The organism is Gottfriedia sp. NPDC057991 (assembly GCF_042886615.1).
GTDB lineage: Bacteria > Bacillota > Bacilli > Bacillales > Bacillaceae_G > Gottfriedia.
Genome location: NZ_JBHVQN010000005.1, coordinates 262,871 through 289,546 on the forward strand (window position 1 = coordinate 262,871; position 26,676 = coordinate 289,546).

General features: G+C 31.8%; 24 protein-coding genes, 1 pseudogene and 1 riboswitch. Of the genes and pseudogenes, 6 read left to right on the forward strand and 19 right to left on the reverse strand.

What is annotated here, in order from left to right:
* Positions 1 to 114: 114 nt before the first annotated feature.
* On the reverse strand, positions 115 to 987 hold the full coding sequence (locus ACFVR2_RS17815) for a patatin-like phospholipase family protein (RefSeq protein WP_387364558.1): 873 nt from the start codon (positions 985 to 987) through the stop codon (positions 115 to 117).
* A 573-nt stretch (positions 988 to 1,560) separates the two neighbouring features.
* Positions 1,561 to 3,957 carry a penicillin acylase family protein gene (locus tag ACFVR2_RS17820; protein ID WP_387364561.1) on the reverse strand — a complete coding sequence of 799 codons (2,397 nt, stop codon included), beginning with the start codon at positions 3,955 to 3,957 and terminating at the stop codon, positions 1,561 to 1,563.
* Between the two features lie 128 nt (positions 3,958 to 4,085).
* On the opposite strand from ACFVR2_RS17820, the gene ACFVR2_RS17825 reads away from it, so the two are divergent.
* Positions 4,086 to 4,640, forward strand: coding sequence for a thioredoxin family protein (locus ACFVR2_RS17825; protein WP_387364564.1), 555 nt, complete (start codon positions 4,086 to 4,088; stop codon positions 4,638 to 4,640).
* Between the two features lie 65 nt (positions 4,641 to 4,705).
* Here the strand turns inward: ACFVR2_RS17825 and ACFVR2_RS17830 are convergent, their stop codons facing one another.
* The 8 genes and pseudogenes from ACFVR2_RS17830 to ACFVR2_RS17865 all read right to left on the reverse strand — a co-directional run bounded on the left by ACFVR2_RS17830 (position 4,706) and on the right by ACFVR2_RS17865 (position 10,785).
* Positions 4,706 to 5,206: a prepilin peptidase gene (locus ACFVR2_RS17830; protein WP_387365071.1), complete on the reverse strand. Its 501-nt coding sequence runs from the start codon at positions 5,204 to 5,206 to the stop codon at positions 4,706 to 4,708.
* Between the two features lie 36 nt (positions 5,207 to 5,242).
* A pseudogene (locus tag ACFVR2_RS17835) lies at positions 5,243 to 5,503 on the reverse strand (prepilin peptidase); the annotation flags it as partial.
* Positions 5,504 to 5,683: 180 nt separating this feature from the next.
* Positions 5,684 to 6,142, reverse strand: a complete 459-nt coding sequence (locus ACFVR2_RS17840) for a C40 family peptidase (RefSeq protein ID WP_387364567.1) — start codon at positions 6,140 to 6,142, stop codon at positions 5,684 to 5,686.
* A 317-nt stretch (positions 6,143 to 6,459) separates the two neighbouring features.
* Positions 6,460 to 6,630, reverse strand: a complete 171-nt coding sequence (locus tag ACFVR2_RS17845) for a hypothetical protein (RefSeq protein WP_387364570.1) — start codon at positions 6,628 to 6,630, stop codon at positions 6,460 to 6,462.
* Positions 6,631 to 6,705: 75 nt separating this feature from the next.
* Positions 6,706 to 8,382, reverse strand: a complete 1,677-nt coding sequence (locus tag ACFVR2_RS17850; protein ID WP_387364573.1) for a glycoside hydrolase family 13 protein — start codon at positions 8,380 to 8,382, stop codon at positions 6,706 to 6,708.
* Between the two features lie 259 nt (positions 8,383 to 8,641).
* On the reverse strand, positions 8,642 to 9,454 hold the full coding sequence (locus tag ACFVR2_RS17855; RefSeq protein ID WP_387364576.1) for a polymer-forming cytoskeletal protein: 813 nt from the start codon (positions 9,452 to 9,454) through the stop codon (positions 8,642 to 8,644).
* A 20-nt stretch (positions 9,455 to 9,474) separates the two neighbouring features.
* The gene (locus ACFVR2_RS17860) at positions 9,475 to 10,092 is read right to left on the reverse strand and encodes a DUF4004 family protein (protein WP_387364579.1); all 618 of its coding nucleotides are present in this window, start codon (positions 10,090 to 10,092) and stop codon (positions 9,475 to 9,477) included.
* Between the two features lie 357 nt (positions 10,093 to 10,449).
* Positions 10,450 to 10,785 carry an MGMT family protein gene (locus ACFVR2_RS17865; protein ID WP_387364582.1) on the reverse strand — a complete coding sequence of 112 codons (336 nt, stop codon included), beginning with the start codon at positions 10,783 to 10,785 and terminating at the stop codon, positions 10,450 to 10,452.
* Positions 10,786 to 10,940: 155 nt separating this feature from the next.
* Between ACFVR2_RS17865 and ACFVR2_RS17870 the strand changes: the two genes are divergently transcribed.
* Both ACFVR2_RS17870 and ACFVR2_RS17875 read left to right on the forward strand, forming a co-directional pair.
* A complete protein-coding gene (locus ACFVR2_RS17870) occupies positions 10,941 to 11,639 on the forward strand; it encodes an FTR1 family protein (protein ID WP_387364585.1) in 699 nt (232 codons plus the stop codon).
* Positions 11,640 to 11,830: 191 nt separating this feature from the next.
* Positions 11,831 to 12,121, forward strand: coding sequence for a HesB/YadR/YfhF family protein (locus tag ACFVR2_RS17875; protein WP_387364588.1), 291 nt, complete (start codon positions 11,831 to 11,833; stop codon positions 12,119 to 12,121).
* Between the two features lie 406 nt (positions 12,122 to 12,527).
* Here ACFVR2_RS17875 and ACFVR2_RS17880 read toward each other — a convergent pair whose 3' ends face one another.
* The 9 genes from ACFVR2_RS17880 to ACFVR2_RS17920 form a co-directional block, all read right to left on the reverse strand.
* Positions 12,528 to 15,620, reverse strand: coding sequence for an efflux RND transporter permease subunit (locus ACFVR2_RS17880; RefSeq protein ID WP_387364592.1), 3,093 nt, complete (start codon positions 15,618 to 15,620; stop codon positions 12,528 to 12,530).
* 111 nt (positions 15,621 to 15,731) lie between these two features.
* Positions 15,732 to 17,057: a sensor histidine kinase gene (locus ACFVR2_RS17885; RefSeq protein WP_387364595.1), complete on the reverse strand. Its 1,326-nt coding sequence runs from the start codon at positions 17,055 to 17,057 to the stop codon at positions 15,732 to 15,734.
* Positions 17,054 to 17,737, reverse strand: coding sequence for a response regulator transcription factor (locus ACFVR2_RS17890; RefSeq protein ID WP_387364598.1), 684 nt, complete (start codon positions 17,735 to 17,737; stop codon positions 17,054 to 17,056). The genes ACFVR2_RS17885 and ACFVR2_RS17890 overlap by 4 nt, the downstream gene beginning before the upstream one ends.
* 182 nt (positions 17,738 to 17,919) lie before the next feature.
* Positions 17,920 to 18,099, reverse strand: a complete 180-nt coding sequence (locus ACFVR2_RS17895; RefSeq protein WP_387364601.1) for a hypothetical protein — start codon at positions 18,097 to 18,099, stop codon at positions 17,920 to 17,922.
* A gap of 88 nt (positions 18,100 to 18,187) precedes the next feature.
* A riboswitch (cyclic di-AMP (ydaO/yuaA leader) is annotated at positions 18,188 to 18,326 on the reverse strand.
* Between the two features lie 631 nt (positions 18,327 to 18,957).
* Positions 18,958 to 19,305 (reverse strand): VOC family protein, encoded by a 348-nt coding sequence (locus ACFVR2_RS17900; protein WP_387365074.1) that lies wholly within the window; start codon positions 19,303 to 19,305, stop codon positions 18,958 to 18,960.
* Positions 19,306 to 19,347: 42 nt separating this feature from the next.
* Positions 19,348 to 19,926 carry a TMEM175 family protein gene (locus ACFVR2_RS17905; protein ID WP_387364604.1) on the reverse strand — a complete coding sequence of 193 codons (579 nt, stop codon included), beginning with the start codon at positions 19,924 to 19,926 and terminating at the stop codon, positions 19,348 to 19,350.
* Positions 19,927 to 20,077: 151 nt separating this feature from the next.
* Positions 20,078 to 20,563, reverse strand: a complete 486-nt coding sequence (locus ACFVR2_RS17910) for a DinB family protein (RefSeq protein WP_387364607.1) — start codon at positions 20,561 to 20,563, stop codon at positions 20,078 to 20,080.
* A gap of 384 nt (positions 20,564 to 20,947) precedes the next feature.
* Positions 20,948 to 21,217: a hypothetical protein gene (locus tag ACFVR2_RS17915; RefSeq protein WP_387364610.1), complete on the reverse strand. Its 270-nt coding sequence runs from the start codon at positions 21,215 to 21,217 to the stop codon at positions 20,948 to 20,950.
* A gap of 327 nt (positions 21,218 to 21,544) precedes the next feature.
* Positions 21,545 to 22,549: a serine hydrolase domain-containing protein gene (locus ACFVR2_RS17920; protein WP_387364613.1), complete on the reverse strand. Its 1,005-nt coding sequence runs from the start codon at positions 22,547 to 22,549 to the stop codon at positions 21,545 to 21,547.
* Positions 22,550 to 23,008: 459 nt separating this feature from the next.
* Here ACFVR2_RS17920 and mprF point away from each other — a divergent pair, with 459 nt between their 5' ends.
* The 3 genes from mprF to ACFVR2_RS17935 all read left to right on the forward strand — a co-directional run bounded on the left by mprF (position 23,009) and on the right by ACFVR2_RS17935 (position 26,635).
* Entirely contained in the window at positions 23,009 to 25,531 is a 2,523-nt protein-coding gene (gene mprF / locus ACFVR2_RS17925) for a bifunctional lysylphosphatidylglycerol flippase/synthetase MprF (RefSeq protein WP_387364616.1), read from the forward strand.
* 205 nt (positions 25,532 to 25,736) lie between these two features.
* A complete protein-coding gene (locus ACFVR2_RS17930) occupies positions 25,737 to 26,189 on the forward strand; it encodes a MarR family winged helix-turn-helix transcriptional regulator (protein WP_387364619.1) in 453 nt (150 codons plus the stop codon).
* A gap of 26 nt (positions 26,190 to 26,215) precedes the next feature.
* Positions 26,216 to 26,635, forward strand: a complete 420-nt coding sequence (locus ACFVR2_RS17935; protein WP_387364622.1) for an organic hydroperoxide resistance protein — start codon at positions 26,216 to 26,218, stop codon at positions 26,633 to 26,635.
* Positions 26,636 to 26,676: the final 41 nt, after the last annotated feature.

A 26,676-nucleotide genomic window follows, 5' to 3' on the forward strand; every position in this document is an offset into this window, starting at 1 on the left:
ACAAACACTCGCTTTCTTAGTTGTTTCGCTTTTAAAACATGCTTCGTACTTTGAAAGACGAGCGTTTTCATTCAGTCTAAATAGTTTAATTTTCAACATATTAAAACGACCTGATTAACAGGTCGTTTTTTCGTATGATATGAATTCTAAAATTTGTTCACGAAGCCGCTTAGCATCCTCATAACCTTCTTTATAAAGCCCTAATAAACGCCCTTTATTTCGTTCGATTCGTCCAACCTTTAACTTTTGTACAGGACGAATGACTAATATATTTCCAGCTTTTTCTTGCTCCTCAATATATTCTAATTGCTTATTATAAACTTCAGATCTATTTAGTACGGCCTGAACAAGTCCTGGATAATCTTTATACTTTTTTTGCAAATACCAAGTTCCTTTAGAAGGTTTCTTACGATAACCAGCATTTCTAGTTAAAACAACAATATTTTTACGATTGCCATCCGCCTCAGATTTACCGATCGGAATCGGATCTGCAATGCCACCATCCATCAAGAAATGATCATTAAACTTAATGATTGGAGCCATTAACGGTAAAGAACTTGATGCCCGAATTATATTTAACATATCTGTTTTTTCTACAATTTGATCTTTATCAAAATAGGCAGGTTCTCCTGTAACACAATCAGTCGTACCAACTACAAATTTTTGCTCAGCATTATAAAAAGAATCAAAATCAAATGGATCTAACTCATTAGGAATAATATCAAATAATAAGTCCATGCCAAAAAGCTGCTTATTACGAATTAAATTTTTAAAAGAAATATAATCTGGATGCTGTAAAAATTCCGTATTTACTCGTTTATTACGACCATGTTGTTTCGATAGATAAGAAGTTCCCATACAAGCACCCGCAGAAACACCTATCACATAAGGAACTTCTATATTTTGTTCTAGAAAATAATCAAGAACACCGGCAGTATAAATCCCTCTCATTCCTCCACCTTCGAGAACTAAGCCCATTCCATTCATTTTCACAGCCCCCCTTTTTTTCAATTAGTTTAGGACAATCTATTTAAATATTTTATTATATGACATGAGGAAAGGGAAGAAATTAGAGTTGTGCAATTAATAACTGAGGATCGCAATTAAATCCTGGGTGTCGCGATTAATATCCGGGAATCACAATTAAAAACCGAGAATCACAATTAAAAATCAGGAATCGCAATTAAAAACCGGAATCGCAATTAAAAACCGGGAATCGCAATTAAAAATCAGGAATCGCAATTAAAAATCAGGAATCGCAATTAAAAATCAGGAATCGCAATTAAAAATCAGGAATCGCAATTAAAAACTGGGAATCGCAATTAAAAACCGAGAATCGCAATTAAAAACCGAGAATCGCAATTATAATAATCAAATTCGCCGCTCCTCCAACTATTTTTGCTTAATCTACAATAAAATTAATTCTTTTCCACCCATTCCTATTCAATTTTACAAATCACTGAATTGTTCCATTAAAAAATGAATTTATAAATCACTACATTTTTAATTCTCAAACAAAGAAAACAGACCTCATAAAGGTCTGTCCTCTATACTGGCTTCCTACTTCTTCTTTGCTTTTCCCGGTACGAAGATTTCTTTAACACCTTCAACACTTTTCAAAGAAGTAGTATGATATGTTCCATTTGCCCAATCTTCCATTTGGTCACTATACCATTTACTTCCTAGGTTACCGGATTGTCCTGGTCCAACTACGTTTACTGATTTACTTAAATCTGCAAAGTCTACAACAGTTCGCCATGCTGCACCATGGTCTACGATTCCTTGGTCATCATATCCTGCTGCTTTAACGGTAGTTGCGCTGCCTCCTACTGGGATTGGATCTCTCGCATTAAAGAAATAGCTTAAGATTTTAATGCTGGATAATGGGTGTTCGAAAGCAACTTTATGGTGATTACCCCAATTCCACTTAGCTGCATTTTCACCGTCAGTTTTGCTAATATTTTTAATTGTTGATTTGAAGGTTTTTAATAAAAGTTTATCAATTCCGCCTTGTTCATCAACCCAGATCACTTTTTTCCCATTTAAGCTGTCACGTAGTAATTGGTCGACTACGACTTTACGGTCTCCAAATAAATCCATCATATCGTTTGAGATTTGTTGATCGAACAATGCTTTATTTATTTCAGTCATCCACATTTGGAATATGAGAGGAGAAGCTTCATCTTTATCATCTATAAAATTCCATTTTTCAAGTTCCTTTAAAGCTGATTTTTCAACAGATGATAATTGATTTTTATTTTGTTTTATTGACTTAATAAACTTCGGTGCATGTTCCTTCGCCTGTAAGTTCATTTCGTCCATTTGTAGCTTTTGCATATCTTTAACAGTCAATTTGTTATTCTTTTTTAATACTTCCTGAATGCGCAATTGACGATAAGGTTGTGCCCACGAGTTTGAAATATGGTATGGATAAGTATCATCAACTACTTTATTATTTGCAGATGAAATAAATCCTACCTTTGGATTAACAATTGTTGGTAGTTTATCGTATGGAATATATCCTTTCCAACCGTAATCACTAGTCCATCCTGGTACTGGCATTAGCCCATCACCTTTTTTACGGATTGGAATTTTTCCATTCGCTCGGTAGGCAATTGTTCCATCATTTGATGCAAATACGAAATTTTGGGCAGGAGCTTCAAATAAAGCTAATCCTTCTTTAAACGAATTCCAATCCTTTGCAACGTCAAATTTTAAAACCGCTTCTAGCTCCGTTGTTGGTTGTAGCGCTGTCCATTGCAAAGAGAATACAGTATCTTTTCCAGCGTCGCTTGCAAATTCCGAAATCACTGGACCATGTCTCGTAATCATTACAGGTAACACCTTATTCTTTTTACCTTTAATTTTGATCGTTTCATTTATAACCTGTGCCTTTTCCCATTGACCATCATATAAAAACTCGTTTGGCTTATTAGGATTTCGTTTTTCAATATATAAATCTTGTACATCCGGTCCTACATTTGTTACTCCCCAGGCAATATGTTCATTATGACCAACGATGATTCCCGGCACCCCAGCAAAAATTACACCACTTACATTCATATCACCAGATTTTAATTGAGTTTCATACCAAATTGCCGGTGTCGCTAATCCTAAATGAGGATCATCTGCTAATAACGGTTTACCGGACTTGGTTTTAGATCCACTAACAACCCAATCATTACTTCCATTCCAAACAGGTGGAATAATTGCACTTGCAAAGCTCTTATCTACGTCTATTTTTGAAGTATTACTTGGAATAATATACGGATCTATATCATTATTAGCAGGAAATAGCTCCAAAGCCTTATCCTTTGGAAATTTATTCATAGCATAATAACGAAATGCTTGTTCATTCCAATGACCGCCTAAATCAAATGCCATATATTTACCAATTACTAGTGAGTCAATTGCCGTCCATTTAGTTGGTCTATATTTTAAAATTTTAAATTCAACTGGTAGTTTATTTTCCTTTATTGCGTATTTTATGTATGCATTTACTCCTTCTGCATACCAATTTAAAACATTTTGTCCATTTTTATCGTATTTGCTGTAAGAAGCTTCAGCAGCTCTTCTTAAACCAAGCGTTCGAAAATATGAGTCACGCTTCACTGTAGCATCACCAATTATTTCACTTAATTGTCCGGACGCTTGTCTCCTGCTTAGATCCATTTGAAATAATCGATCTTGTGCAGTTACAAAACCTTGCGCAACATACAAATCATGCAAACTCTTAGCACTAATATGAGGTACTCCTTTATCATCTCTAACTACCTCTACTTTATGGTTTAACGTACTGATCGTTAAATTTCCTTTAATGCTTGGTAATGATTTTTTTGTTAAGTACAGGCCGGTTCCCGCAACGATTAAGACGATAACGATTAAGATAGTTGATGTAGCTTTAATCCACTTCGGAAAGCGCTTCCGACTTTTTGACATCTCAATAGGCGTACTCATTTTTCTCCCTCCTGCTTAAACTGCATATAAAGCATATACTGTATATTAATTCTGCAAGTCTTATTGCATTCCTTCTTATGAAGAATGGGGTATAATACTATTTATTAACATTAAAGGAGTGTATGGAAATGTCATTAAATTCTTGGTTCGAAAAGGGCATGACTTTTCAAGAATATGTAGAAGCAATGAATGTAAATAAAGAAGAACTTCTAAAAATCTATAATGAAGTTACAATTCCTGAAGATACACAAGCAAAACTTGAACAATTAAAGAATCGTCATTGGAAGGTTGTTACTTTGACTGCAGATTGGTGTGGAGATGCATTACTTAATGTACCAGTTATTCAAAAAATGATGGAAATAGCTAATATAGATACTAGATTCCTAATTCGAGATGAAAACCTAGAATTAATGGATCAATATTTAACAAATGGTAAATCTCGTTCTATTCCAATTTTTGTTTTTATGGATGAAAAAGGGAATGAAGTAAATGTATGGGGTCCACGTTCTGCGGAAATTGAAGAAATTGTAAGTGGGATGAAAAAAGAGCTTCCAGATAAAGATGATCCAAATTTCCAAGAAAAACAAACTGCTGTTTTTAAAGCGATTCGAACAAACTTCGTTGAAGACAAAAAATACTGGAATTCAGTTATTAATAGTGTAGAAGAAAAATTATTCTCATAAGAAAAAGTACGGGTTGTTTAGTTGAAAGAATTTTTCAATTAAATAGCCTTTTATTTATCGGCTTATCAAAAAATTATATGGTAAAATTCTAATAGATTTTCACTATAAAAATAACTTACTACTCCACCCATTGCGATGAATGGACCAAAAGGAATCGGATTTCGTTGCTTTAATTTTCCCGATAATATTACGACTAATCCGTAAATACTGCCTAAAAAACATGCAAGTATAAATGCAATAAGAGTTAGTTTCCAGCCTAAAATTATACCTAGCACACTAAATAACTTTATGTCTCCTCCTCCCATACCACCTTTACTCATCAGATTAATTAGAAGCAAAACCACGAATGCTCCTAACGCTCCTACTATACTACTCCACCAAGGATTCAATGGAATTAAGATTCGTTCAAAACTAAAAATAAATAAAAAGATTAATAGAATACGATTAGGGATAATCATATATTTCATATCCGAAACAACAATAATGATTAATAAAGATATTATCGAAAGAGCGATCATTAAATCTTTATGAAAACCAGTTTCATAGATGGATAATACAAATAACATACCTGTTAGTATTTCAATTAATAAATATAATTTGGAAATGCGAATCCCGCAACTTCGACATTTCCCTCTTTGGAGTAAAAAAGAAAATACCGGTATTAATTCTAGAGAACTCAGTTTATGTCCACAATTTGAACACGAGGAACCTGGTGAAATAATCGATTTCCTAATTGGAACTCTTAACCCAACAACATTAAAAAAAGAACCAAATACTAGACCTAAAACAAATAAAGTAAAGTAGACTATTGCAATGTTTATCAGCTCCTTTAAATTCATGCAACTAGTTTTGTTAAAGGTCATTATATCATTGGAACATAATCTACATATTTATTAAAAAAGAAAACTTTATGAAAAGATAAAGAAAACTCGGAGATTGGCGGAGACAGAGGCGTAGTTGCACTTATACTTTATTCCTAAAATAAGTGCAAAAAAAAGCAATCTACCATTCTTAAGAAAAGTAAATTGCATTTATTATTATGTTTATTTAATTACACTACCTGAGCCAGCGAATTTCGGTTTCCAATATGAATTAGAAAGACTTACTACAGCTACTCCCTTACTTGAAGTTGCTGAAATAAAATTATTATTTCCCATGAAAATTCCTACATGGCTAATACCTTTTTTGTATGTATTTTTGAAGAAAACTAAATCTCCAGGAACAGGCTTTTTAACAATTGAGCTGAGAGTATACATTGACGAAGCAGTTCGAGGTAATGAAGTACCTACTTTTTTGTATACATACCCTACGTAACCTGAACAGTCAAAACCTTTAGTACTTGTACCACCAAAACGATATGGCACTCCAGTATATTGTTTAGCGATTTTAGTTACCTGATTTTTCTTTGAGTATGGGTTATATGTAGATGCTGCTTGTGATTTAGTCGTAAAAAATACCATGCTCAGTAAGCATACGAAAGCTATAAGGACTTGCTTTTTCATCTCTTTCTCCCCCTTCATTGATAATGTAAGTCTAACAAAATACAATTTTGAAAGCCATTACAGGAGTGTTACAAATTGTCGAAGTGTTTGTAATACTATAAAACCTTGTAGGTTTTTGCCAAAAATGTGCAGCAAAAAATGACTATCATTCGACAACCATTTTTAGAGTATTATAGAATTCGAACACTAATTTACCTTAATTGATAAGGTTGTGAGCCCCGTTAAATAGAGGTGTTCTTACTTGATTTAATGGTGAAATCTAGCGTTAAAAAGTTCGGATCATTCTTTGACAATTAAATGAGAAGATTTTTTTGTTTTTACTGAATTATGTTTAGTTCTGTTTGTTTCAAAGTCTCATATAATGTTATTTCTTTAATTATTTGATTATATTTTTCTAATACCCCATGTTTCGTAATCCTATTTACAGTTCTCATAGTTTTAATTGCAGTTTCAGTATTTTTATTTGCACTTCCACAGATTTCCCCCATGGAAAGCGAGCATCCTGTACAAAAGAAAACAGACTATCATTCGACAGTCTGTTGAGTAAGTGCCATACAATAATATTAAATTAAGTGATAAACTCTAGCTTCAAAAGGTTTAAATTCCATGTTTTCAACTAATTTGTCATCTGTTAATTCAACGTTGGTTAAACTTAATTGTGCATTCTTTTTCGTAAATTCTTTCGGTAAAGTAAATTTTTGTTTCTCTGAAGATAAATTAGTAATCACTAAGAATGTTTCTTTTTCACCTTTTCGAGTGTATGCATAAACAGGTTCATTTTTAACGTCTAGATATTCATACGGTGCATAAACTAGTGCCTTATTTTCTTTACGTAACGTAATCATCTTTTTATAGAATGATAAAATAGAGTCAGCATCTTTTTCTTGGATTTCAACATTTATTTCATTAAAGTTATCATTCGTTTTAAGCCAAGGTTTATCTGTTGTAAATCCAGCATTCTTTGTACTGTTCCATTGCATAGGTGTGCGAGAATTATCACGGCCAGTTTTCCACAAAATATCTAGAACATCTTGTTCAGTCGAACCATTTTCAATCATTGAATTATACATATTTTTTGCACTTACATCATTATAATCGTTGATTGATGTGTAATGAACATTTGTCATTCCAATTTCTTGCCCTTGGTAAATAAATGGCGTTCCTTGCATAAAGAAATACATTACTCCAATAGCTTTTGCTGATATTTTCCAAAATGCTTCAGCATCGTTACCTAATGTACTGACTGCTCTAGGTATATCATGGTTCTCTATAAATAATGCATTCCATCCATATCCTTCTAAACCAGTTTGCCATTTAGTAAGTACTTCTTTTAAATCGGCGATTGAAGTTTCAGATTCATCGGTTTTCTTCCAAAGATCTAAACTTTCAAATTGGAAAATCATATTGAACTTACCTTCTTTTTCTCCAACCCACAGGTGTGCATCTTTCGTTGTTACACCATTTGCTTCTCCGACTGTCATGATGTCATATTTATCAAATGTTTCACGTTTTAGCTCATCCAAATATTTGTGAATTCCCTCTTGATTCATGTGCATTTCAAAGCTTGCCACATATTTCTCTTTCTTTGGATTTGGCATATCTGGAAAACCTGGACGTTTTCTTATATGACTGATTGCGTCCACTCGGAAACCATCAATTCCTTTATCTAACCACCAATTAATCATTTCATATACTTTTTGTCTTACTTCTTTGTTCTCCCAATTTAAATCAGGCTGCTTTTTTGAGAATAAGTGTAAGAAATATTCATCTGTTACTTCATCATATTCCCATGCAGATCCACCGAAAATACTTTCCCAGTTATTTGGCTCATGGCCTGATTTTTTTCCTTCTCTCCAAATATAGTAGTCTCTAAAAGGATTATCTTTAGATTTTTTAGATTCTAAAAACCAAGGATGCTCATCACTTGTATGATTGACTACTAAATCTAAAATTAACTTCATTCCTCTTTCGTGTACATTCTCTAATAGCTCATCAAAATCAGCCATTGTACCAAACTCATCCATAATGTCCTGATAGTCTGAGATATCGTAACCATTATCATCATTTGGTGATTTGTAAAATGGACAAATCCAAATAACATCTATACCAAGTTCCTTTAAATAATCTAATTTTGAAATTACACCTCTTAAGTCACCAATTCCATCACCATTTGAATCCATAAAGCTACGTGGATAAATTTGGTAAGCAACCGCTTCCTTCCACCAACTTTGATTTGTCATAATCTCTCCTCCAAATACATAAAAGCGTTTTCATTATTAACTATATTTGTAGCCTTCAATAATAAATAAGTACAGTTTAATTGCAACCGTTTGCACATTATTATCTTAACATTCAACTAACTATAGTTCAATAACTGAAATAAAGAGCTAGCTTGCACTTTATTAAAACTTTCAATTCAAACTTCCTTATGCTGCCTTATTTATAACCGTTTTCATAAAAAAGCAAAAAAAAAGCGACTCAGGTTATCCCTTAAGCCACTTATTGTTCTAATTTCTTTACATCCTTTACCTTTGCAGAAGGATGAATCTGAACATCTTCTGTATATTCCACAAGGTCGATTACACATTTTGGTCCAATTGTTACAGCATCGCCACGTACTACACTCGCTGTCGTATAATCAATCTTTACAGCACTTCCCTCAATTACATCTGATTTGAAGTTCATTCGATTGTTAAATAGTTTAGTAAAAACACGTGAAAATATATTATTGTCATCGAATCGACTAATTTCAATCGTTTCTCCACCAATTTCAGGTATATAGCTAAATCCATGATGAGGTATATAACCAAATCCTCCATGGGTAATTTTTACGTTTTCTGCATTTAATAAACCATTCATTGACAAGTGACCTTTAGCTGTAAATACTTCACATTCAGATCCTTTTTCTGTAGAAAGCGATCCTTTTACTGTAATTACTTCAGCCTTCACTATTCCTGTCGTTTTCATTGAGCCTGAAATATTAATACTTTGAACATTTAAGTCGCCCTTTGTTTTAAAGCTACCGCTAACATTCACATCTCCACCAGAAACTTTTCCATCAATCGAAGCCGATCCACTCACACTTATTTTTTTTGCATCAACATCACTTAGACATTTAGCGCTCCCACTGCAATTAAAATATTCAGTTTCGACTTTTCCATTGAATTTTGCTGAGCCACTTACTTTCACTTCATGACAAAAAATATCACCAAGTATACGTCCGCTTCCACTAATTCTAACGTCATCATATTTGCCAGTACCAATTGTTCCTGAACCGTTAATAATCGCATTCTGCTTTGATTGCACGCTCACTATAATCTCTCCTCCATAATTTATTTAACCGATTTATTTAAATAGTTCGAGAGAGTAACATTGATTAAGATTGAATCCTTTTGATCGACAAACGTTTCATGTTGATTTCCAATAATCCATGTACCCATACCAAATTTTCGAATATAAATGACAGTTGCTTCATCCAAGTTAATTTGGTTTTTATGCGTTTCAACCAAATTTAGAAATTGCTTTATTTCATCTATTGTTACACTTCCTTTTGAAAGCCACTCGTTTACAAAAAGTAATGAACATAATTGCACCGTACCTAAATGCTCTAATTTAGTATTTGGAAAAAGTGATTGATATATTTGTACGACTTGTTTAGGGATTTGCTCCAAAGATAAAGTAGCATTCCCGCTATCGGAAACGATTTCTTCATTGGTTGAAAACACTCTAGCAATATCATCTAATGATTGATCATCCTTCAACTCTTTTATTTTTTCAATCCGATCCAAAATTTTCTGTTTTGGAAAAAACGTTTCCTGTCCAGTAAAGCTTGATTTTTTCATAAACCATTCTTCAGGAATGATATTTTTCCTTTTCCATCTATAAAGCTGTCCGTACGATATGCCTGTAAGTTGTAGTAAATCTTTTTTGGAAATTAATTCTTCACTCATATGACATTCCTCCTGACACGAGTATAACAAAACAATGTTTTATTGTAAAGGTTTCAAACGTAACACTTTCGACCTAACATTTGTACAATTTTACAACAATATTGTTCGTAACAATGTTTTAATCATAATCATTTTCAGATAAAGATAAAGAAAGCTCGTCGATTGACGAGCACTTTAGGCGAAGACAGAGACGTAATTGCACTTATACTTTATTCATAGAATTGGCTACTACGTCGAGTATTCACTATCGTTGCCAATTTATAATTTCTTAAAGTGAAAAAAAAATACCCAAAATCCATTAATAAATGAATTTTGAGTACCAATCTCATTCTAAATCTATATAGCTTGAAAACGCTCCTATATTAAATCCACATCTTCTTTCTCAAGAACTAAACTTACTTGATATTCCTTCAATTTAATGGTTCTCTCGCTCGCAAATTTGACCCCTTCGTTTTGGAGGAAACGCTTTTGCTTTATAAATCCTTCTTCATCTTGGATTCCTATTTCACCTTTAGCATTTATAACTCTATGCCATGGCAATTGGTATTTTTGCCCCATCGAGTGTAAAATTCTTACAATCTGTCTAGCTCCTCTTGGACTTCCTGCCAATTTTGCAACTTGACCGTATGTCATTACTTTTCCTGGTGGTATATTTTTAATAATTTCTATCGCTTTACTTGTAAAAGATTCCATTTTTTCCCCTTCTAAAATTCACATTTTAGGCCATTTTATATTAATTTTACCACATAACTTATTATGCCTATTTATTATTAAAATAGTGTCCATTTCTACTAATAAAGAATAGTCTAGTTAGTAGATTTAAATATAATCGGGAGGATGATAATGAGTTGAATGCTAATTTTTTAATAGCTTTACGAGAGGGCCTTGAAGTTTCTTTAGTAATCGGGTACTTACTCATTACTTTAATTCAGAGTAAAAAAGAGCATTTAATTAAGTCAGTAATTTACGGTACAATACTCGGAGTAGTTGTTAGTATTTTTGCTGGATTTTTCTTATTTACAACATTCGGTCAACTAGATGGAAATGTTGAACATACGATCGAAGGTGTAATCCAATTAATTGCAGCATTGCTAATCTTCTATTTTATCTACTGGTTAAGTGGACAAAGTAGCATTAATATTTCAGATAAACTAAAATCAGAAGTTAAAATTATGGATAGTAATATTTCATTATTTTTAATGGCAAGTGTATTTGTGATCAGAGAAGGCTTAGAGCTAGTTCTGTTTGTTTTATCAAATGCACATACAATCGCCTTTGTTGGTATGATTTCAATTTTGCTAGGAATTATTGCAGCTGTCTTAATCGCATATTTATTTATCAAAACTACAATTAATTTAAATATTAAAGTGATTTTTACTTTGCTGGGTATTTTATTAATTTTCTTTGGCGGTAAAGTATTCACCGAAGGTCTTTTCTCCTTTATTGATGCTACCCCATTAGTTGAACAAATCGTCTATTACGGGTTTGTCGTCATTTCTCTATTTATTTTATTTAAAAACAACATACTATCATTTTTCAAAAAATAAGATAGATTAGTCTAAAGCGCCTGTCCTAAAATACTTTAATAAGAGAAGAAAACCTGTAAGCTAATGTGGGTTTTCTTCTTTATACTAATTAAAATTTCTACCACCACTTTTTACACTTTACATCACTTTTCTGTATAGTTTTTCACATTCATACTATAATATTTTTATAAGATACAGAAAGGTCGGTTACAATGAAAATTACAATTTCCGAAGATGCATTAAAATGGTTTAAAGATGAGATGAATGTAAAAGAAGGAGATACAATTCGTTTTTTCGCGCGATACGGTGGAAATAGTACAATACATAAAGGCTATTCTTTAGGTGTTACTAAAGAACAACCTGTGGACATCGGAGAATCTATTACGATTGATAACGTTGTCTATTTTATAAATGAAACGGATTTATGGTATTTTAAGGATTATAATTTAAACGTAATTGTAAATGAAAATAATGAATTACATTTTGATTATGAACCTAAATAATCAAAAGAGCTTAGGTAGCGTTTGTGCCTAAGCTCTTTTTTGTTTTTGGATTTGTTGAAATAGAATGCTGATTTCCTTAATCGAGTAACTGGCAGATTAGTGAAATAAGGAATGGTAGAATGTATGAAAAAATCTTAAAGAACTTTTCAATAAAGAAATTACAAAAGCAAGTTACTATTTCATCTTTTTTTGTATTGGAGCAATAGGCGACATCGTATTATTAATAAATGGTACTTTTTATGATAAACTCTGATCCCCTTCAAAAAGGGTTATCTAGGTTAAGTTAGTAACGTATTTCCTAAAGGTTGTCTAATTAGACAGCTTCTTTTTTAGTTTTTCTTTTAACAGAGTTTTGATTTAAATACAAAAGAGTGCCCCACTATTTATGTGAGGCACTCTTCATCAATTATTCTTCAATCTTTTTCTTTTTGCTTACTAATTTATAAATAACTGGAATGATGATTAGTGTTAAGAATGTTGAAGTTGTTAAACCACCAATTACAGTTACTGCTAATCCTTTCGAAATTAAGCCAGATGTTGAATTTGAAAGGGCCATTGGTACTAATGCAAGAATTGTCGCTAATGCTGTCATTAGGATTGGACGTAATCTTGTCTTTGAAGCCTCGATTAATGCGTCAGTTACTTCTAATCCATTTCTACGGTTATGTTCAACACGGTCTAATAATACAACCGCATTCGTTACAACAATACCGATCAACATTAATAGTCCGATCATTGCACTCATTGATAGGGTTTGCTTGCCAATAAATAACGCTAAGAAAGCTCCCACTGGTACAAAGATTAATGAAGTTAAAATAACAAACGGTGTTCTTAAGCCACCAAATGTCATACTCATGATTAAGAATACTAATCCAACAGCAACTACCATTGCTATTCCTAAACTGCTGAATCCATCTGTAATCATATCTAAGCCGCCGCCAATTTTCATATCAACGCTTTTTGGTAAATCAATTTTATTTAAGTGATTTGTTACATCTTTTGTAATTGTTGCAGTGTCTTTACCTTTTACTTCTGCACTTACTGATGCATACATTTTTCCATCATCATGGTTGATTGACACTGGTGCATCCTTTTGAGAAATTGTTACATAGTCTTTAATTTCTTTCGGACCTGTTACAGTCATAAATTTAATTTTTTCAATATCTTCTTTTGAAGTTGCTTTATTTTTATAACCAACAGTAAGCTTATTTGTTTCTCCGTTTAAATCGTAATCACCGATTTCAACGTCGTTAATTTTTTCATTAATAGCTCCCATAACTTGGAACATTGAGATATTTTCATCGCGTGCTTTATCGTTTAATGTAATTTCTAATTTAGGTTGTACATCTTTTAAATTATTAGAAACATTTTTCAGACGATCATCACTATTTAATTCTTTTTCAATTTTTGATGCTGCATCTTTTAAATCATTAAAGTTTGCAGAATATAAATTCACATCAATATTGTTCCCTGTTGGAGGACCATTTTGAGATAGTTCTTTTGCTATGATCGTTGTACCTTTTACTTTCGCATCAACAATTGATGGAACTTCTTTATTGATTTTTGAAAGCTCTTTATTCATGTTCTTTCCATCTTTTAGATTGATTTGGAAGATCGCTTTATTTTTGCCACCATCCATATTCATCATAAAATCACGTTTACCACCAACAGTAGCTTGTACACTGTCAATTAGGTCTGAATCTGCAAAGTATTTTTCTAATTCTTTTGCAACTACATTTGATTGGTCCACAGTACTATTTGATGGAAGAGTTGCTGTAACTTGAAGTGTTTTATTTACACTACCAGGTAAGAATGAGAATCCTAATAAAGGAATCATCGATAATGAACCAGCTAATAAAACGATTGATAATAAGATAACAATCCATTTACGTTTTAATGCAGAGCGCAATAATTTTTCGTAGTTTCTCATAAAACGAGTATCATTACTATGCCCTTTTAATGGTTTTGATAAGAATTTTGCTCCTAATGTTGGAATTAATATAATCGCAACGATTAAAGAAGTTAAAATTGAAACTACTACTGAAATTGCAAATGGTCTAAAGAATTCTCCAATAATACCACTTACAAATGCTAAAGGTAAAAATACTACTACTGTTGCAAATGTAGAGGATGCAATGGCACCGATTACTTCTTTTGTTGCATATAATGCCATTTCTTTTTTCTTATATTGGTTACCTTTTTGTTGTTTCCATCTGAAAATATTTTCAATTACAACGATACTATCATCAACAATACGTCCTATTGCAACAACTAGACCACCTAAAGTCATAATGTTCAATGTATATCCCAATGAATTTAATACTGATATTGTTGTAAAAATTGAAATTGGTAAAGATAAAATTGAAATTAATGTAGCTCGAATATTTCTTAAGAATAACAGAATTACTACTACTGTAAATAAAGCACCTAGTAGACCTTCTTTAATTAAAGAACTAACGGATTTTTCAATTTCTTTCCCGTTATCCATAATGACATGAGTTTCTACATTGTTATCCTTTTTAAATGATTTAATTTCTTTTTTAACAGCTGTTGCTACATCCGCTGTATTTGAATCTTGTGTTTGAGAAACCGATAAAATATAACTTTCTTTTCCGTTATATCTAGAAATTTGATCTTGAACCGATACTACTTTTACGTCCGCAACATCAGCAACAGTAACATTTTTTGGCGTAACTGTTTGAGCTTGTCCTGCCCCACTACCTAGTTGTGCACCCTGAGTCATGCTACCCATTTGTGCAGCTGCGCTAGATAAAACTGTTTTTTTGATTTGATCGACTGAGTTTAACGTACCTTTCATTCGAACAGAAACTGTTTTTCCATTATTCTCAACAGATCCTAATGGCACTGCGTAATCTAGACCTTGAATTGCCGTTTTAATAGTGTCTAAAGAAATCCCTTTTTCTTCAGCTTTTTTATTATCTACAACGATTTGAATTTCTTCATCTTTTGTTCCTTGAAGACTTACATCACTAACACCAGTGATTTTTTTAATTTGAGGAAGTAAATCTTTTTCAATTGATTGTTGTAAATCTTTTACTTGTCCGTTATTTGCAATTGCAACTTGATAAATAGGAGCAGAATCCATCGCAATTCGCTGAACTGTCGCTTCTGCTTTATCAGGTAATTTTGTTTTATTGATTACATTATCAACGTCTTTTTCAATTTTATCCATATCCGTTCCAAAAGGATAAATTAAAAAGATTGAAGCCATATTTTCACTTGAAGTACTTGTTAACTGATCATAGTTTTCAAGCTTCATTAAACCCGATTCGATTGGTTTAGTGACCTCAGTTTCTATATCCTCAGATGATGCACCAGGGTATACTACCTGTATGGCAACAGCTGGAAATGAAACATCAGGAAATGTTTCAATTTGTATTTTTTGGGCAGAATATATTCCCCCTATTAAAACAAGAACACTTAATATAATAACTGAGATCGTGTTCTTCAAACTTAATTTCGTTAAGCCTGCAAACATAATGTATCTATTTCCCCTTTCGATTGGTTACAATTCTAATACGTGATTAGTTTATCAAATCTATATGAACAGAATATGAACAATTAAGAACATAATTTGATCTTTTTTATTTTACAAGATTTTCGGAAGGATAATCGTAAAGCTAGTTCCTTTTCCAACAACACTTTCAACCTCTATTTTCCCATGATGTATTTCCATTATTTTTTGTACAATCGAAAGACCAAGCCCGGTTCCTTTTTTATTTCTAGAATGGTCTGCTTGATAAAAGCGTTCAAATATCCGCTCAATATCTTCCTTACTTATTCCTAACCCACTATCGCTAATGAGGACGTGAATATAATGATCCAAATCCAAAATATCTACTTTAATGTACCCAGCTATACTTGAGAACTTAATCGCATTTTGAAGTAAATTAATCCAAACTTGTTCAAGTAGTAAACGATCTGCCACTATTTCTGTTTGTGGCAAATTTAAAACTAATTGAAGCTTTTTACTTTCCCAATGTGGCTCTAATGCCAAGATAATTTTTCGAATTTGTTCATCTAATTTGTAGGTCGTAGGCTGGAATGGATGTTGCTCAGAGTCCAATGAAGCTAACTTTAATAATCTTTCACTCATCATAGAAAGACGTTCACTCTCTGTCTCAATAATGGATAAATAATGTTCCTTTTTCTCTTCAGTTAATTGCTTACTTCTTAAAACCTTTGCAAATCCCTTAATAGATGTTAACGGCGATTGAATTTCATGAGAAACATTTGAAACAAATTCACTTCTCATCTCTTCTAACTTGTTTAATTTATTCGTCATCAGATTAAAGTTTGAAGCAAGTAATCCAATTTCATCTTTCCGTTTAATTGTTACTTGAACGTCATAGTTACCTTTAGCCAGTTCTTTTGTGGCACTAATTAGCTCTTTTACAGGCTTTACTAATAACTTAGCAACAAATAAAAATGTCACTGATCCAATGAGTAATGTTGTCAGTAAACTAAAAAATAAAACTCTCCGCATTTTAAAGAACCCACGATCAATATTGGGTTGAATAAATAAAGCATATTGATGCCCATCTTTTTCAAAAGGTAGGCCGATGAGATATCCTTTTGTTTGAACATCACTTTTGTTTAGTACGTTTATTACCTGGTCTTTTTTTATATTCTTCTTTTTTAGTGCTGTATTTTTCAAAACGATTTTACCCGACTCATCATACAGTGATAAATAAAAATTTTTACTAAGAATCTGTAGAGTCGCATCTACTCCATTTTGATTATCTTGCTTAGAGTATATGGAAATAAAATTTTCTCCAACATCTATTAAATCACTTTGAACTTCTGTTTCAACATGTTTTATAAAATATTTTGAAGCGATAAAAAAAGTGATCACTAAACTCAACACAATAACAGAAATAAAGATTACAACTAATCTTGTATACATGCTTTTCATGTGTGATTTTCCTCTAATTTATAGCCTAAACCTCTTATTGTAACGATTTCGACTGTAGCCTTTAACTCTCTTAGACGCTCTCGTACTCTCTTTATATGCACATCAACTGTGCGTTCATCTCCTTCATAATCAAGTCCCCATATTTGCTCAATCAAATCATTCCTCGTAAAAATTCTTCCAGCCTGACTAGCAAGCTTCATCAATAATTCGAATTCCTTTAATGGTAACGTAATCGATTGATCATTCGCCGAAATTTCATATTTAACTTGGTTTATCGTTAAATTACCTACAAAAATATTTTTATCAGATAGTAATTGAAATCTTCTTAATAGAGCTTTTACACGGGCTACAATTTCCAAAGGATCAAAAGGCTTTACAACATAATCATCTACCCCTAGATCAAAACCTTTTAATTTATCCTGAGATTCACCTTTTGCTGTGACCATTAAAATCGGAATATCATAATACTTTTTAACCTCTTTTGTCAGCTCATATCCATCTACTTCAGGCATCATCACATCAACTACTACTATTTGAATATTATTTTCTTCGAGTATCATTAATGCTTCCTGACCATCTTCAGCCTCAAGAACCGTATAGCCTTCACCACTTAAAAAAATAGAGATTAACTCTCGAATATTTGCATCATCATCGACAACTAATACTTTTACATGATTCAATAAATCCACCTACTTACATTTCCAAATAATTATGTACATATTATATAAATTCATTATGAACTAAATATGAATTAAGAAACCAAAACTAAATAAATAAAAAAGAGAATGGCTTAGTTGACCACTCTCTTAAGGAACTATTAAATGTTTTTTCGACCTATTTTAATTTCGTGATCTTCGGCAAATCAATCTATTCTAACGACTTTACCTGATTTTCTCTCTCTAACGATTCTCTTCCTATTCCCTGACTTTCTACATCTATATTTTCCATTTTCATCATCTACTACAGTATCCTTACGAGTCATAAATACTGCTATTAACATAGTTAAAATAAGAATCCCGCCAAATATATACATTTCTAGCACTACATAACCCCCACTTACTTTATAAAAATTGAATGCAAAAAAGACACTAGGAAAATCTCCAGTGCCTTAATAAGACATCATTTTGGAAACCTTCTCCCTACACGCCTACGAGGTTAGCTGTCGGATTCGGGCCTAAAAAGTAGCCCTACCTAAAAAGGATTCACCCCAAAGTACAATTGCACAAAAATTGGTTCCCCCGCTTCAAAATTGAAATGTCCCTAATAATAGAAGAAACACTCAACTAAAACTCAGCGATCTATGGTCATTTAATTTTATGTATATTACTTAAATTACAATTCAACTACTAAATTGTAAACCATTTTACTACTTAAAGAAACTAATATGTCTTTTGATTAAAAATGCTGGGCTAATAAATGACCATTTTGATATGTATAAAAATCTTTTCCAAGTTGATTTTTGGAATGCAAGTTGAGCAAAATTACTTACTCATAATAGGTTCATGAGTTGATTCTCTGTTTTGAAATCCTAATTCAAAATCGGCGCATGTAATCGTTGATTAAGTTCCTTTAAAATAAGTAATAACCCCCGTTATTAACATACAAGTGACATATAACAATAAGATGGTTCCAACAATTCTTCCTGTGCTTTTATTCTTTTTCTTTGCAAATTTGTTAATTATGAAGACAATAATAACTATTACTATAATAAGAGTTATTAGTGGTAAAAAAATAAATAAGTCTGACATAGAATATTCTCCTTTGTGTAATCTCTATACATTGAGTTACTAAAAACTAATATTCTAGAGAGAATCTTTTTATTCCTTGTTAATCTAAATCACCCGTTCGTACAAAAAGAAGAAAGGATCGCCGCAGCAATCCTTTCTTAAATAAGTATCCGTTATTTCTCCCAAAGTTCAACCAATCTACCTTCAGGATCTTTAATCCAAGCAAACTTACCATATTCACTAATCTCTTTTTCCTTTGCAAGAGGTACACCTACTTGTTCAAGATGCTTAATCGTCTCGTCTAGATTATAAACTTGAAAATTTAACATCACTTGCTGTTCTGTTGGGAAATATCTGTCTTCTTCAGTAAAGAAAGAAAAAATCGTTTCATTTTCAGAATCGGGTTTAATAATAGTCCCATTCCAATTTTCTATTTCAACATTCAGCACTTTACTGTACCATTTTTTTAATGTATCTAGATTTTTAGTCCTCCAAAATATTCCCCCGAAACCTTTTATCATCATAATCAGCTCCCTCACTTTTTATATTAAAAAACACTTTTTTTACTTAGTTTGCATAACTTTCTCTATTCGACGATCCGGTAATAACCACATAATTGCAACGATTACATATATTATTTGAGCGAACCATGGCCAGATCAAAGACGTACAAACTGCAGATAAATAACAAACCACAGAAACTTTTCCTTTCCAATCGTTACCTACAGCCTGTTTCAACTTTGAATTCTTTCCCTCTTTTTTGATAATTATACCTTGTAATATGAAGTAAGCTATTGCGGCCATTAAGAGTATTACACCATAAAGCATTGTAGGATAAGGCTTATAATGGTTTTCTCCCATCCAACCAGAAGCAAAAGGAATTAATGATAACCAGAAAAGCAAATGAAGATTAGCCCACATTATTGATCCTGTCACCTTTTGTAAAGTGTGTATCATATGATGATGGTTGTTCCAGTAAATACCTACATAAATGAAACTAAGCAAATAACTAAGAAAGGTTGGGAAAAGTTGTAATAAGTCTTTTATATTCGGACTGTGAGGAATCTTAATTTCAAGGACCATAATTGTAATAATGATAGCAAGTACACCGTCACTAAAAGCTTCTAACCGATTTTTATTCATTATTCACTCCCTATTATTTGTCTTTTTTTTTATTTATTTTTCTATCTATTTAAACTCCTTATTTCTTCGTAAAATAAAAAAAACTTAATTTTAATAAATTATCAGATCGGTTAGTTTAAAGAATGTATTCTAAAGACACATCTAAGGCCTGTCACTTAACAAGCCTTTCTTCTAACTCACTTTTTTGGCGCAAGTGATGACGAAAATGCATATAAACCAAATCATACCATTCCCTTGCATTTAACCAGCCGAACCCTCCATGCTGGACTTTATAATTTCGGTTTATATTATCGACTTTTGATTCCCATTGACTCAACCTAAGTATTACTTGATCAATTCTGCTGATGAGCTCGTCCTTGCTTACTGAATTGTTAGGTGGATCATTTAGTTCATCCGGTAATTTAATTTTAATTGGTGGAAATCCCCTGATTTTATATAAATGCTCACCAAATTCTGTTTTCCCAAGGGGTTGTTCATCATTTAATGTAGCACATGTTTCCATGCTATCTAGGTATTCATGCGCACAGATAATTAAATGATCATACATTTGACCAATAGACCAAACCGACTCTTCAGATTTATATCTTAACTGTTCCAAAGAGTAATTTTGAAGCTCGTTTTTGAATGTATGAATCAATTCAATTTCGCTCAGGTTAGATTCCTCCTTTGTATCCACTCAAGTCTAAAATTTTACATTTTTTGCATATGTAACTAATCATTCAATATTCGTTTACAAATACCTTCTTCAAAATATCTACCATTTAACTCAATTAAAAAATCGACTTTGCAGTCGATTTTTTGTAGAACTAATTATATTTTAGATACGTACTATAATAAAATCCTAATTACTTAAACTTTATTTAAAAGCTAGATGATATAAAGAGCAACTTTATCCAATATTATTCCAATTCGAAAAAGCAGAATATCAATTCCAATCAAACACAAAAAAGGAATCTACTAAATTAATGATTCCTCAAAAATTCGCTTTAGCAATGGAAATATTCAAACAACTTTTTAAATTTTAATATGGAGTAGGTAAAGTCGTTCCCGGTGGTCTCCACCAAGATTCAACAGTTTTCCACGCAGTATTATAATCGTAACCTTTCCCCATCAAATATCCGATAGCAACTGCTTCTGTTAATGCATGTTGATAGCCAAGGTGTTGAGCTTCTTTTAATCCATGGCTAACAGCTGGGTTTATTAATGTTAAAATTTGTTGTGGATTTACAGCTTGCTGTGGATTTCTAAAATAATCATTATGATTATAAGGTACATAGTTGTAGAAGTTCATATTAACTTTCCTCCCTTTTAAATAACGTATTATGCAATTTTGGGCTTTCAAATCTTTATAATATATGTAGATTTGGGAGTTTGCGGAATAGGCTATAAGCATGGCTTTAAAAATTTTTAGGTGAAAATCACAAACTAATGCACTGTGTTGTTTAAACTGTTAACATTCACTTATGATTCAAAAATACTCATTCTTATTTCTTCATATCTGTAAAATGTGGACTTGCTGTTAAATTAAAGCATGCGTTAGCCAACCATGAATCCTCAGATTAACCACAGTGAATGGAAGTTTATGTCGCACTTCCATAGTAGCTGAATTAGAATGTTACTATTCCCTAAATGCATCTGCCACTATATTACTGAATTCTCTTAAATAATAGAGATAATTATCTCCACCATAGTTATATCTTTTGTTATACATTTTAGCTACAACAACATTATATTTAGGTATTACTAGAATAGTTGGGCCTGTTATTCCTAATATTTGATAAGATTCCTGTGGTACTCTATCACCAATCTCACTCTTTTTTCTCGGAATATCTTGAACATACCAAAACAAACCTTGTGGTAAATCTTTATTTTTATTTTTAGAATTTTGAACTTGAGTTGCTAATTCAATAACTTCCTTCGGGACGATCTGTTTTCCATTTATATTTCCTTTATTCAAATGCAGATTACCCCAGTATGCAAATTCTCTTGTTGAGACATGAAGGTTAGACTCGGAACCATCACTTGAATATCCTAATTTAAATGCTGCTTCTTTGTCAGGATTATCAATTACTTTAACTAAACTATCATTTTCTTTTGTATCCCAACTAGTATCTTTTAATCCGAATGGTGTAAAGACCCTTTCTTTTAATAGTTCTGGAAAGCTTTTGTTATACAGTTTTTTTATGAGATTTGTCATCATTGATATGTTAATCCCTCTATATGCCCACCCTTGTCCTTGTTCAAATTCTCTAAAAAGGGATCCATTATCTGTCTCATTCAAACCATGTGAATGTGTAACTAAATGTCTTATTGTTGTTTTTCCAAGTATTTTTTCATCTAGTTCATCAAAATATTCGATTGCATAATCATCAAGGCTTTTAATTTTACCTTCATTTAGTGCAAACGCAACTGCTAATCCTAAATAACTTTTTCTTGCAGAAGCAACATTAAACTTAGATGTTCGTGTTACGGGTATAGAAATATCAGAATTACTATGAAAACCATTATAATTTTCTAACACGATATTATTATCTTTCATGATGATTAAAGCTGAAGCAGAACTTCGATTTCGAACATTTATTTTATCTACCCAGTTTACTATTTCTTTGAACTTATCACTCATATACTTTATCCACCTATACTTCTATTAAATCTATTAATTCAACATTTAAATAGGATTTCCTTGTTCAACTATTCTGCCATTATGTTGAACAACAAAAGGCAAATATAAAAAAATCATTTTAATAATCTGACTATTATTAGAGAAGTTGTTTGGAACAAAAGATGCCACACTCCTATGGAAAATGGGGAATCCTGAGCCCATGTAGGCGCGACGAGGGGTCTTAGGTAACGTTACTCAGATAGCACTTGTAGTGGAAATCTAAGTTCTATTTTCAACGATATTAAATCGTAAAATTGTCCTAAAAATTAAAATCTAATTAACTTTCTATCTCCAAAATAATAAGTTATTAAATTTTCTAAGACGTAATAATATTCTTCTTGTTAAATAGTGGAATAATATGGAATACTAAAGCTAATAACTATTATTTTATTTGTTGAATAATAACTTCAGGAGTGTCTTATGAATAAGTTTCGGATTAGTAAAGTAGGTTTATTTAAACTATTTTTCATTTCAATATTGCTCGTTACATTTATATTTGTAGGAAAAAACGTACTTTTAAACTTCGACTTTAAAATGTTCTTTAACTATATGGAGTCTCTTACATTAATACAGTACATTTTGATTTTTGCATTAGGTATTATAGCCGTATCTCCAATGTTTTTATATGACTTCGTACTTGTAAGACTATTAAAATTAGATTTCAGTTTTCGAAAAATATTAATGGTAGCTTGGCTTGCGAATACTTCCTCAAACCTAATTGGTCTTGGTGGGGTTGCAGGTACCACCATTCGAACACTATTTTATCGAAAAGATCGCACCGGACCAGAAATTATTAAAGCAGTGAGTAGTGTAACGATATTCTTACTTTCTGGATTATCGCTATTGAGCTTAGTTTTATTTACTGGAATATTTGATTTATCATTTTTAAATGAATATAAGTATTTATATATTGCTATTATCATTGCAATTTGTTATTTCCCGGTTATGTTTTTAGTCGTTTATTTAAAACGTAATTTTTTCTCGGAGAATTTTTCCGCAAAATATATGCTTTCACTGGTTGTCATTTCTTTATGTGAATGGTCTTTTATTTTATTATTCATTTACTTCATTTGTTTATTTTTACATATCGACATTTCAATCATAGAGGTGTTACCTGTTTTTCTAGTAGCCTCTGTTGCAGCACTTTTAAGTATGATTCCAGGTGGACTTGGATCTTTTGATTTTATTTTCCTACTAGGTTTTACATACTTTGGAATTGAAAAGGAAACGACACTTCTTGTTTTATTGATTTATCGTTTCAGTTATTTCTTTTTCCCGTTTGCTTGCGGTATTATTTTAGCTCTTAAATTATTATGGAATAAAATAAATAAATCATTTAATAATATTCCAAATCAAATTTCTACTTATTTGGGGCATAAATTTTTAACGATTTTAATATTTTTATCTGGGGTTATATTATTAGTTTCTGCTGCTGTTCCAAGTATGCTTTTAAGAATCAGTCTGTTAAATTTAATTTTACCTACGACAATTATTAATATTTCACATTTAATTTCAGTCACAGCAGGCTTTACATTGTTAGGACTCTCTCGTGGAATTGATTATAAAGATAAAAGGGCATGGTATATTACACTATTCATGCTAATTGTTGGAGCAGTTACAACGTATTCAAAAGGATTAGATTATGAAGAAGCTCTTTTTGTATTAGCAGTTGCTTTTATATTATTTATTTCAAAGAAACAATTTTATAGAGAAAGTTTCGTTTTAACTTGGGGTAAGCTGATTGTTGATAATTTTATTTTATTCTTCTTTTTGGGTAGTTATTTACTTATTGCTTATATCAATCTACCTCAAACAAACGTCAAAATACCTGCTAAATACTTACCTTATATACTTGTTAATTCGCGGGACATCGTTATTAGTGCAGTTCTTGGTTTTGCAGCTGCTTTACTATTTTTTTATATCGCATTTTTTAAAGTTAAAAGAAAACAATTCGAATTTATAAATACGAAAGCTGAAGAAGAAAAAATAAGAGATCATTTTAATCAGTATGGTGGTACAGAACTTTCACATTTGGTTTTTTTACATGATAAATATTTATTCTGGGCTCAAGATGAGACAGTATTATTTATTTTTCAGCCATATGCGGACAAATTAGTTATTTTAGGTGACCCGGTCGGTGAAAAATCCCGTTTATATCCTGCTATTGAAGAATTATTAAACTATGCCGATCAATTTGGATATACACTCGTCTTCTATCAAGTAAACTCAAATTCACTATCCTATTTACATGAAAACGGATTTGATTTCTTTAAACTTGGTGAAGAAGGATTTACTGATATCTCAACATTCACATTATCAGGAAAACGTAATAAAGGAATTCGTGCACTATACAATAAATTTGAACGCGAAGAATATAGTTTTGAAATGATAGAACCACCTTATTCAAATGAATTCTTTACGGAATTAAAAGAGCTATCACAAGAGTGGCTGAAAGGACGAAAAGAAAAAGGGTTTTCACTTGGCTATTTTGATGAGGATTACATCAAACTTGCGCCTGTAGCTATTATTAAAAATAATGAAAATAAAATGATTGCTTTTGCATCCATTATGCCAAACTATAATGATCATACGATTTCAATTGATTTAATGCGTCATAAAGTTGACGCTCCAAAAGGAATTATGGACTTTATGTTTGTTAACTTAATTGAATGGTTTAGGTCTAGAAATTTTCATTATTTTAATGTCGGTATGACACCATTAGCAAACGTAGGTCTATCTAAGTATTCATTTACAAGTGAGAAAGTTGCAGCGCAAATTTATCAATATGGACAATTTTTATATCACTTTCAAGGTTTAAGAAGTTTTAAAGAAAAATATGTTAATTCTTGGACGCCTAAGTTTTTGGCATATCATAAAAAAACATCCTTACCAATCACAATGCTACAAATAACATCATTAATTTCTAGGTCTAGAAAAAATTAAATTTACAGCCAGTTAGTGTATTGAACATTGACTGGCTTTTTTATTGTGAATAAGTAGATTTCCACTTCAAACCTGCTCAATTAATAATCAAAATAAAAAAATTGGTAAAAAATAATAGTTACTATCGCTTGCAAAATTATTTACCATCAATTATGATTGTGTCATATTAAATTGTGCACAACTAATATATAAGGATGTTGATCGAATGAATAAAGAAAATCAGCTTTTGCTCGAAAATCAGGTATGTTTTTCAATTTATGCTTGTTCGAGAGAAATTACTAAACTATATCGTCCTTTATTGGATGAGATCGGTATAACTTATCCGCAATATCTTGCATTGCTTTCACTTTGGGAAAAAGACCAACAAACTGTGAAAGAACTTGGGGAGACACTTTTTTTAGACTCAGGAACTCTTACACCCATGCTAAAACGGATGGAAGCTGCAGGACTAATTTTCCGTAAACGTGATTCAAGTGATGAGAGAAAAGTATTTATTACACTAACTGATGAAGGTACTAAATTAAAAGAAAAAGCTTTCTGTATACCTGAGAAATTTCTACTGGAAAGTAATACTACTAAAGAGGAACTTTTAACAATATTAAATCAAACAAAAGCTTTATTAAAGAAAGTTCAATCTGCAAATGAAGATAAAAAATAAATAATTTTTATTAAGGAGAAATCGTAATGGAAAAATTATATACTGCTACAGCAACTGCAACAGGTGGACGTGACGGAAGAGTTATGTCATCAGATGATTTTATTAATTTGGCACTTAAATCACCAGTGGAATTAGGTGGGCCTGGAGGAGCAACAAATCCTGAACAACTATTTGCAGCTGGTTATTCAGCTTGCTTTGACAGTGCATTAAACTTAGTAGCTCGTAGGAAAAATATTAAGTTAGAATCTACATCAGTAACAGCAAACGTAACAATTGGTAAAGACCCTGCTGATGGAGGATTCAAATTAGCTGCTCAACTTGATGTAAAAGTACAAGGAGTTCCAACTGAAGTAGCTGTTGAACTAGTAAAAGCAGCCCACGGCGTTTGCCCATATTCAAAAGCAACTAGAGGAAACATGGACGTACAATTAAGAGTAATCGGATAATATTTAATATAAAGGGAGAAGGAAAAGTTTTTACTTACCCC

Coding starts and splice junctions, on each gene's coding strand:
- ACFVR2_RS17815 (WP_387364558.1), bottom strand. CDS start 987: ATGAATGGAATGGGCTTAGTTCTCGAAGGTGGAGGAATGAGAGGGATT.
- ACFVR2_RS17820 (WP_387364561.1), bottom strand. CDS start 3,957: ATGAGTACGCCTATTGAGATGTCAAAAAGTCGGAAGCGCTTTCCGAAG.
- ACFVR2_RS17825 (WP_387364564.1), top strand. CDS start 4,086: ATGTCATTAAATTCTTGGTTCGAAAAGGGCATGACTTTTCAAGAATAT.
- ACFVR2_RS17830 (WP_387365071.1), bottom strand. CDS start 5,206: ATGTTATTTGTATTATCCATCTATGAAACTGGTTTTCATAAAGATTTA.
- ACFVR2_RS17840 (WP_387364567.1), bottom strand. CDS start 6,142: ATGAAAAAGCAAGTCCTTATAGCTTTCGTATGCTTACTGAGCATGGTA.
- ACFVR2_RS17845 (WP_387364570.1), bottom strand. CDS start 6,630: ATGGGGGAAATCTGTGGAAGTGCAAATAAAAATACTGAAACTGCAATT.
- ACFVR2_RS17850 (WP_387364573.1), bottom strand. CDS start 8,382: ATGACAAATCAAAGTTGGTGGAAGGAAGCGGTTGCTTACCAAATTTAT.
- ACFVR2_RS17860 (WP_387364579.1), bottom strand. CDS start 10,092: ATGAGTGAAGAATTAATTTCCAAAAAAGATTTACTACAACTTACAGGC.
- ACFVR2_RS17865 (WP_387364582.1), bottom strand. CDS start 10,785: ATGGAATCTTTTACAAGTAAAGCGATAGAAATTATTAAAAATATACCA.
- ACFVR2_RS17875 (WP_387364588.1), top strand. CDS start 11,831: ATGAAAATTACAATTTCCGAAGATGCATTAAAATGGTTTAAAGATGAG.
- ACFVR2_RS17880 (WP_387364592.1), bottom strand. CDS start 15,620: ATGTTTGCAGGCTTAACGAAATTAAGTTTGAAGAACACGATCTCAGTT.
- ACFVR2_RS17885 (WP_387364595.1), bottom strand. CDS start 17,057: ATGAAAAGCATGTATACAAGATTAGTTGTAATCTTTATTTCTGTTATT.
- ACFVR2_RS17900 (WP_387365074.1), bottom strand. CDS start 19,305: ATGATAAAAGGTTTCGGGGGAATATTTTGGAGGACTAAAAATCTAGAT.
- ACFVR2_RS17905 (WP_387364604.1), bottom strand. CDS start 19,926: ATGAATAAAAATCGGTTAGAAGCTTTTAGTGACGGTGTACTTGCTATC.
- ACFVR2_RS17915 (WP_387364610.1), bottom strand. CDS start 21,217: ATGAACTTCTACAACTATGTACCTTATAATCATAATGATTATTTTAGA.
- ACFVR2_RS17920 (WP_387364613.1), bottom strand. CDS start 22,549: ATGAGTGATAAGTTCAAAGAAATAGTAAACTGGGTAGATAAAATAAAT.
- mprF (WP_387364616.1), top strand. CDS start 23,009: ATGAATAAGTTTCGGATTAGTAAAGTAGGTTTATTTAAACTATTTTTC.
- ACFVR2_RS17930 (WP_387364619.1), top strand. CDS start 25,737: ATGAATAAAGAAAATCAGCTTTTGCTCGAAAATCAGGTATGTTTTTCA.
- ACFVR2_RS17935 (WP_387364622.1), top strand. CDS start 26,216: ATGGAAAAATTATATACTGCTACAGCAACTGCAACAGGTGGACGTGAC.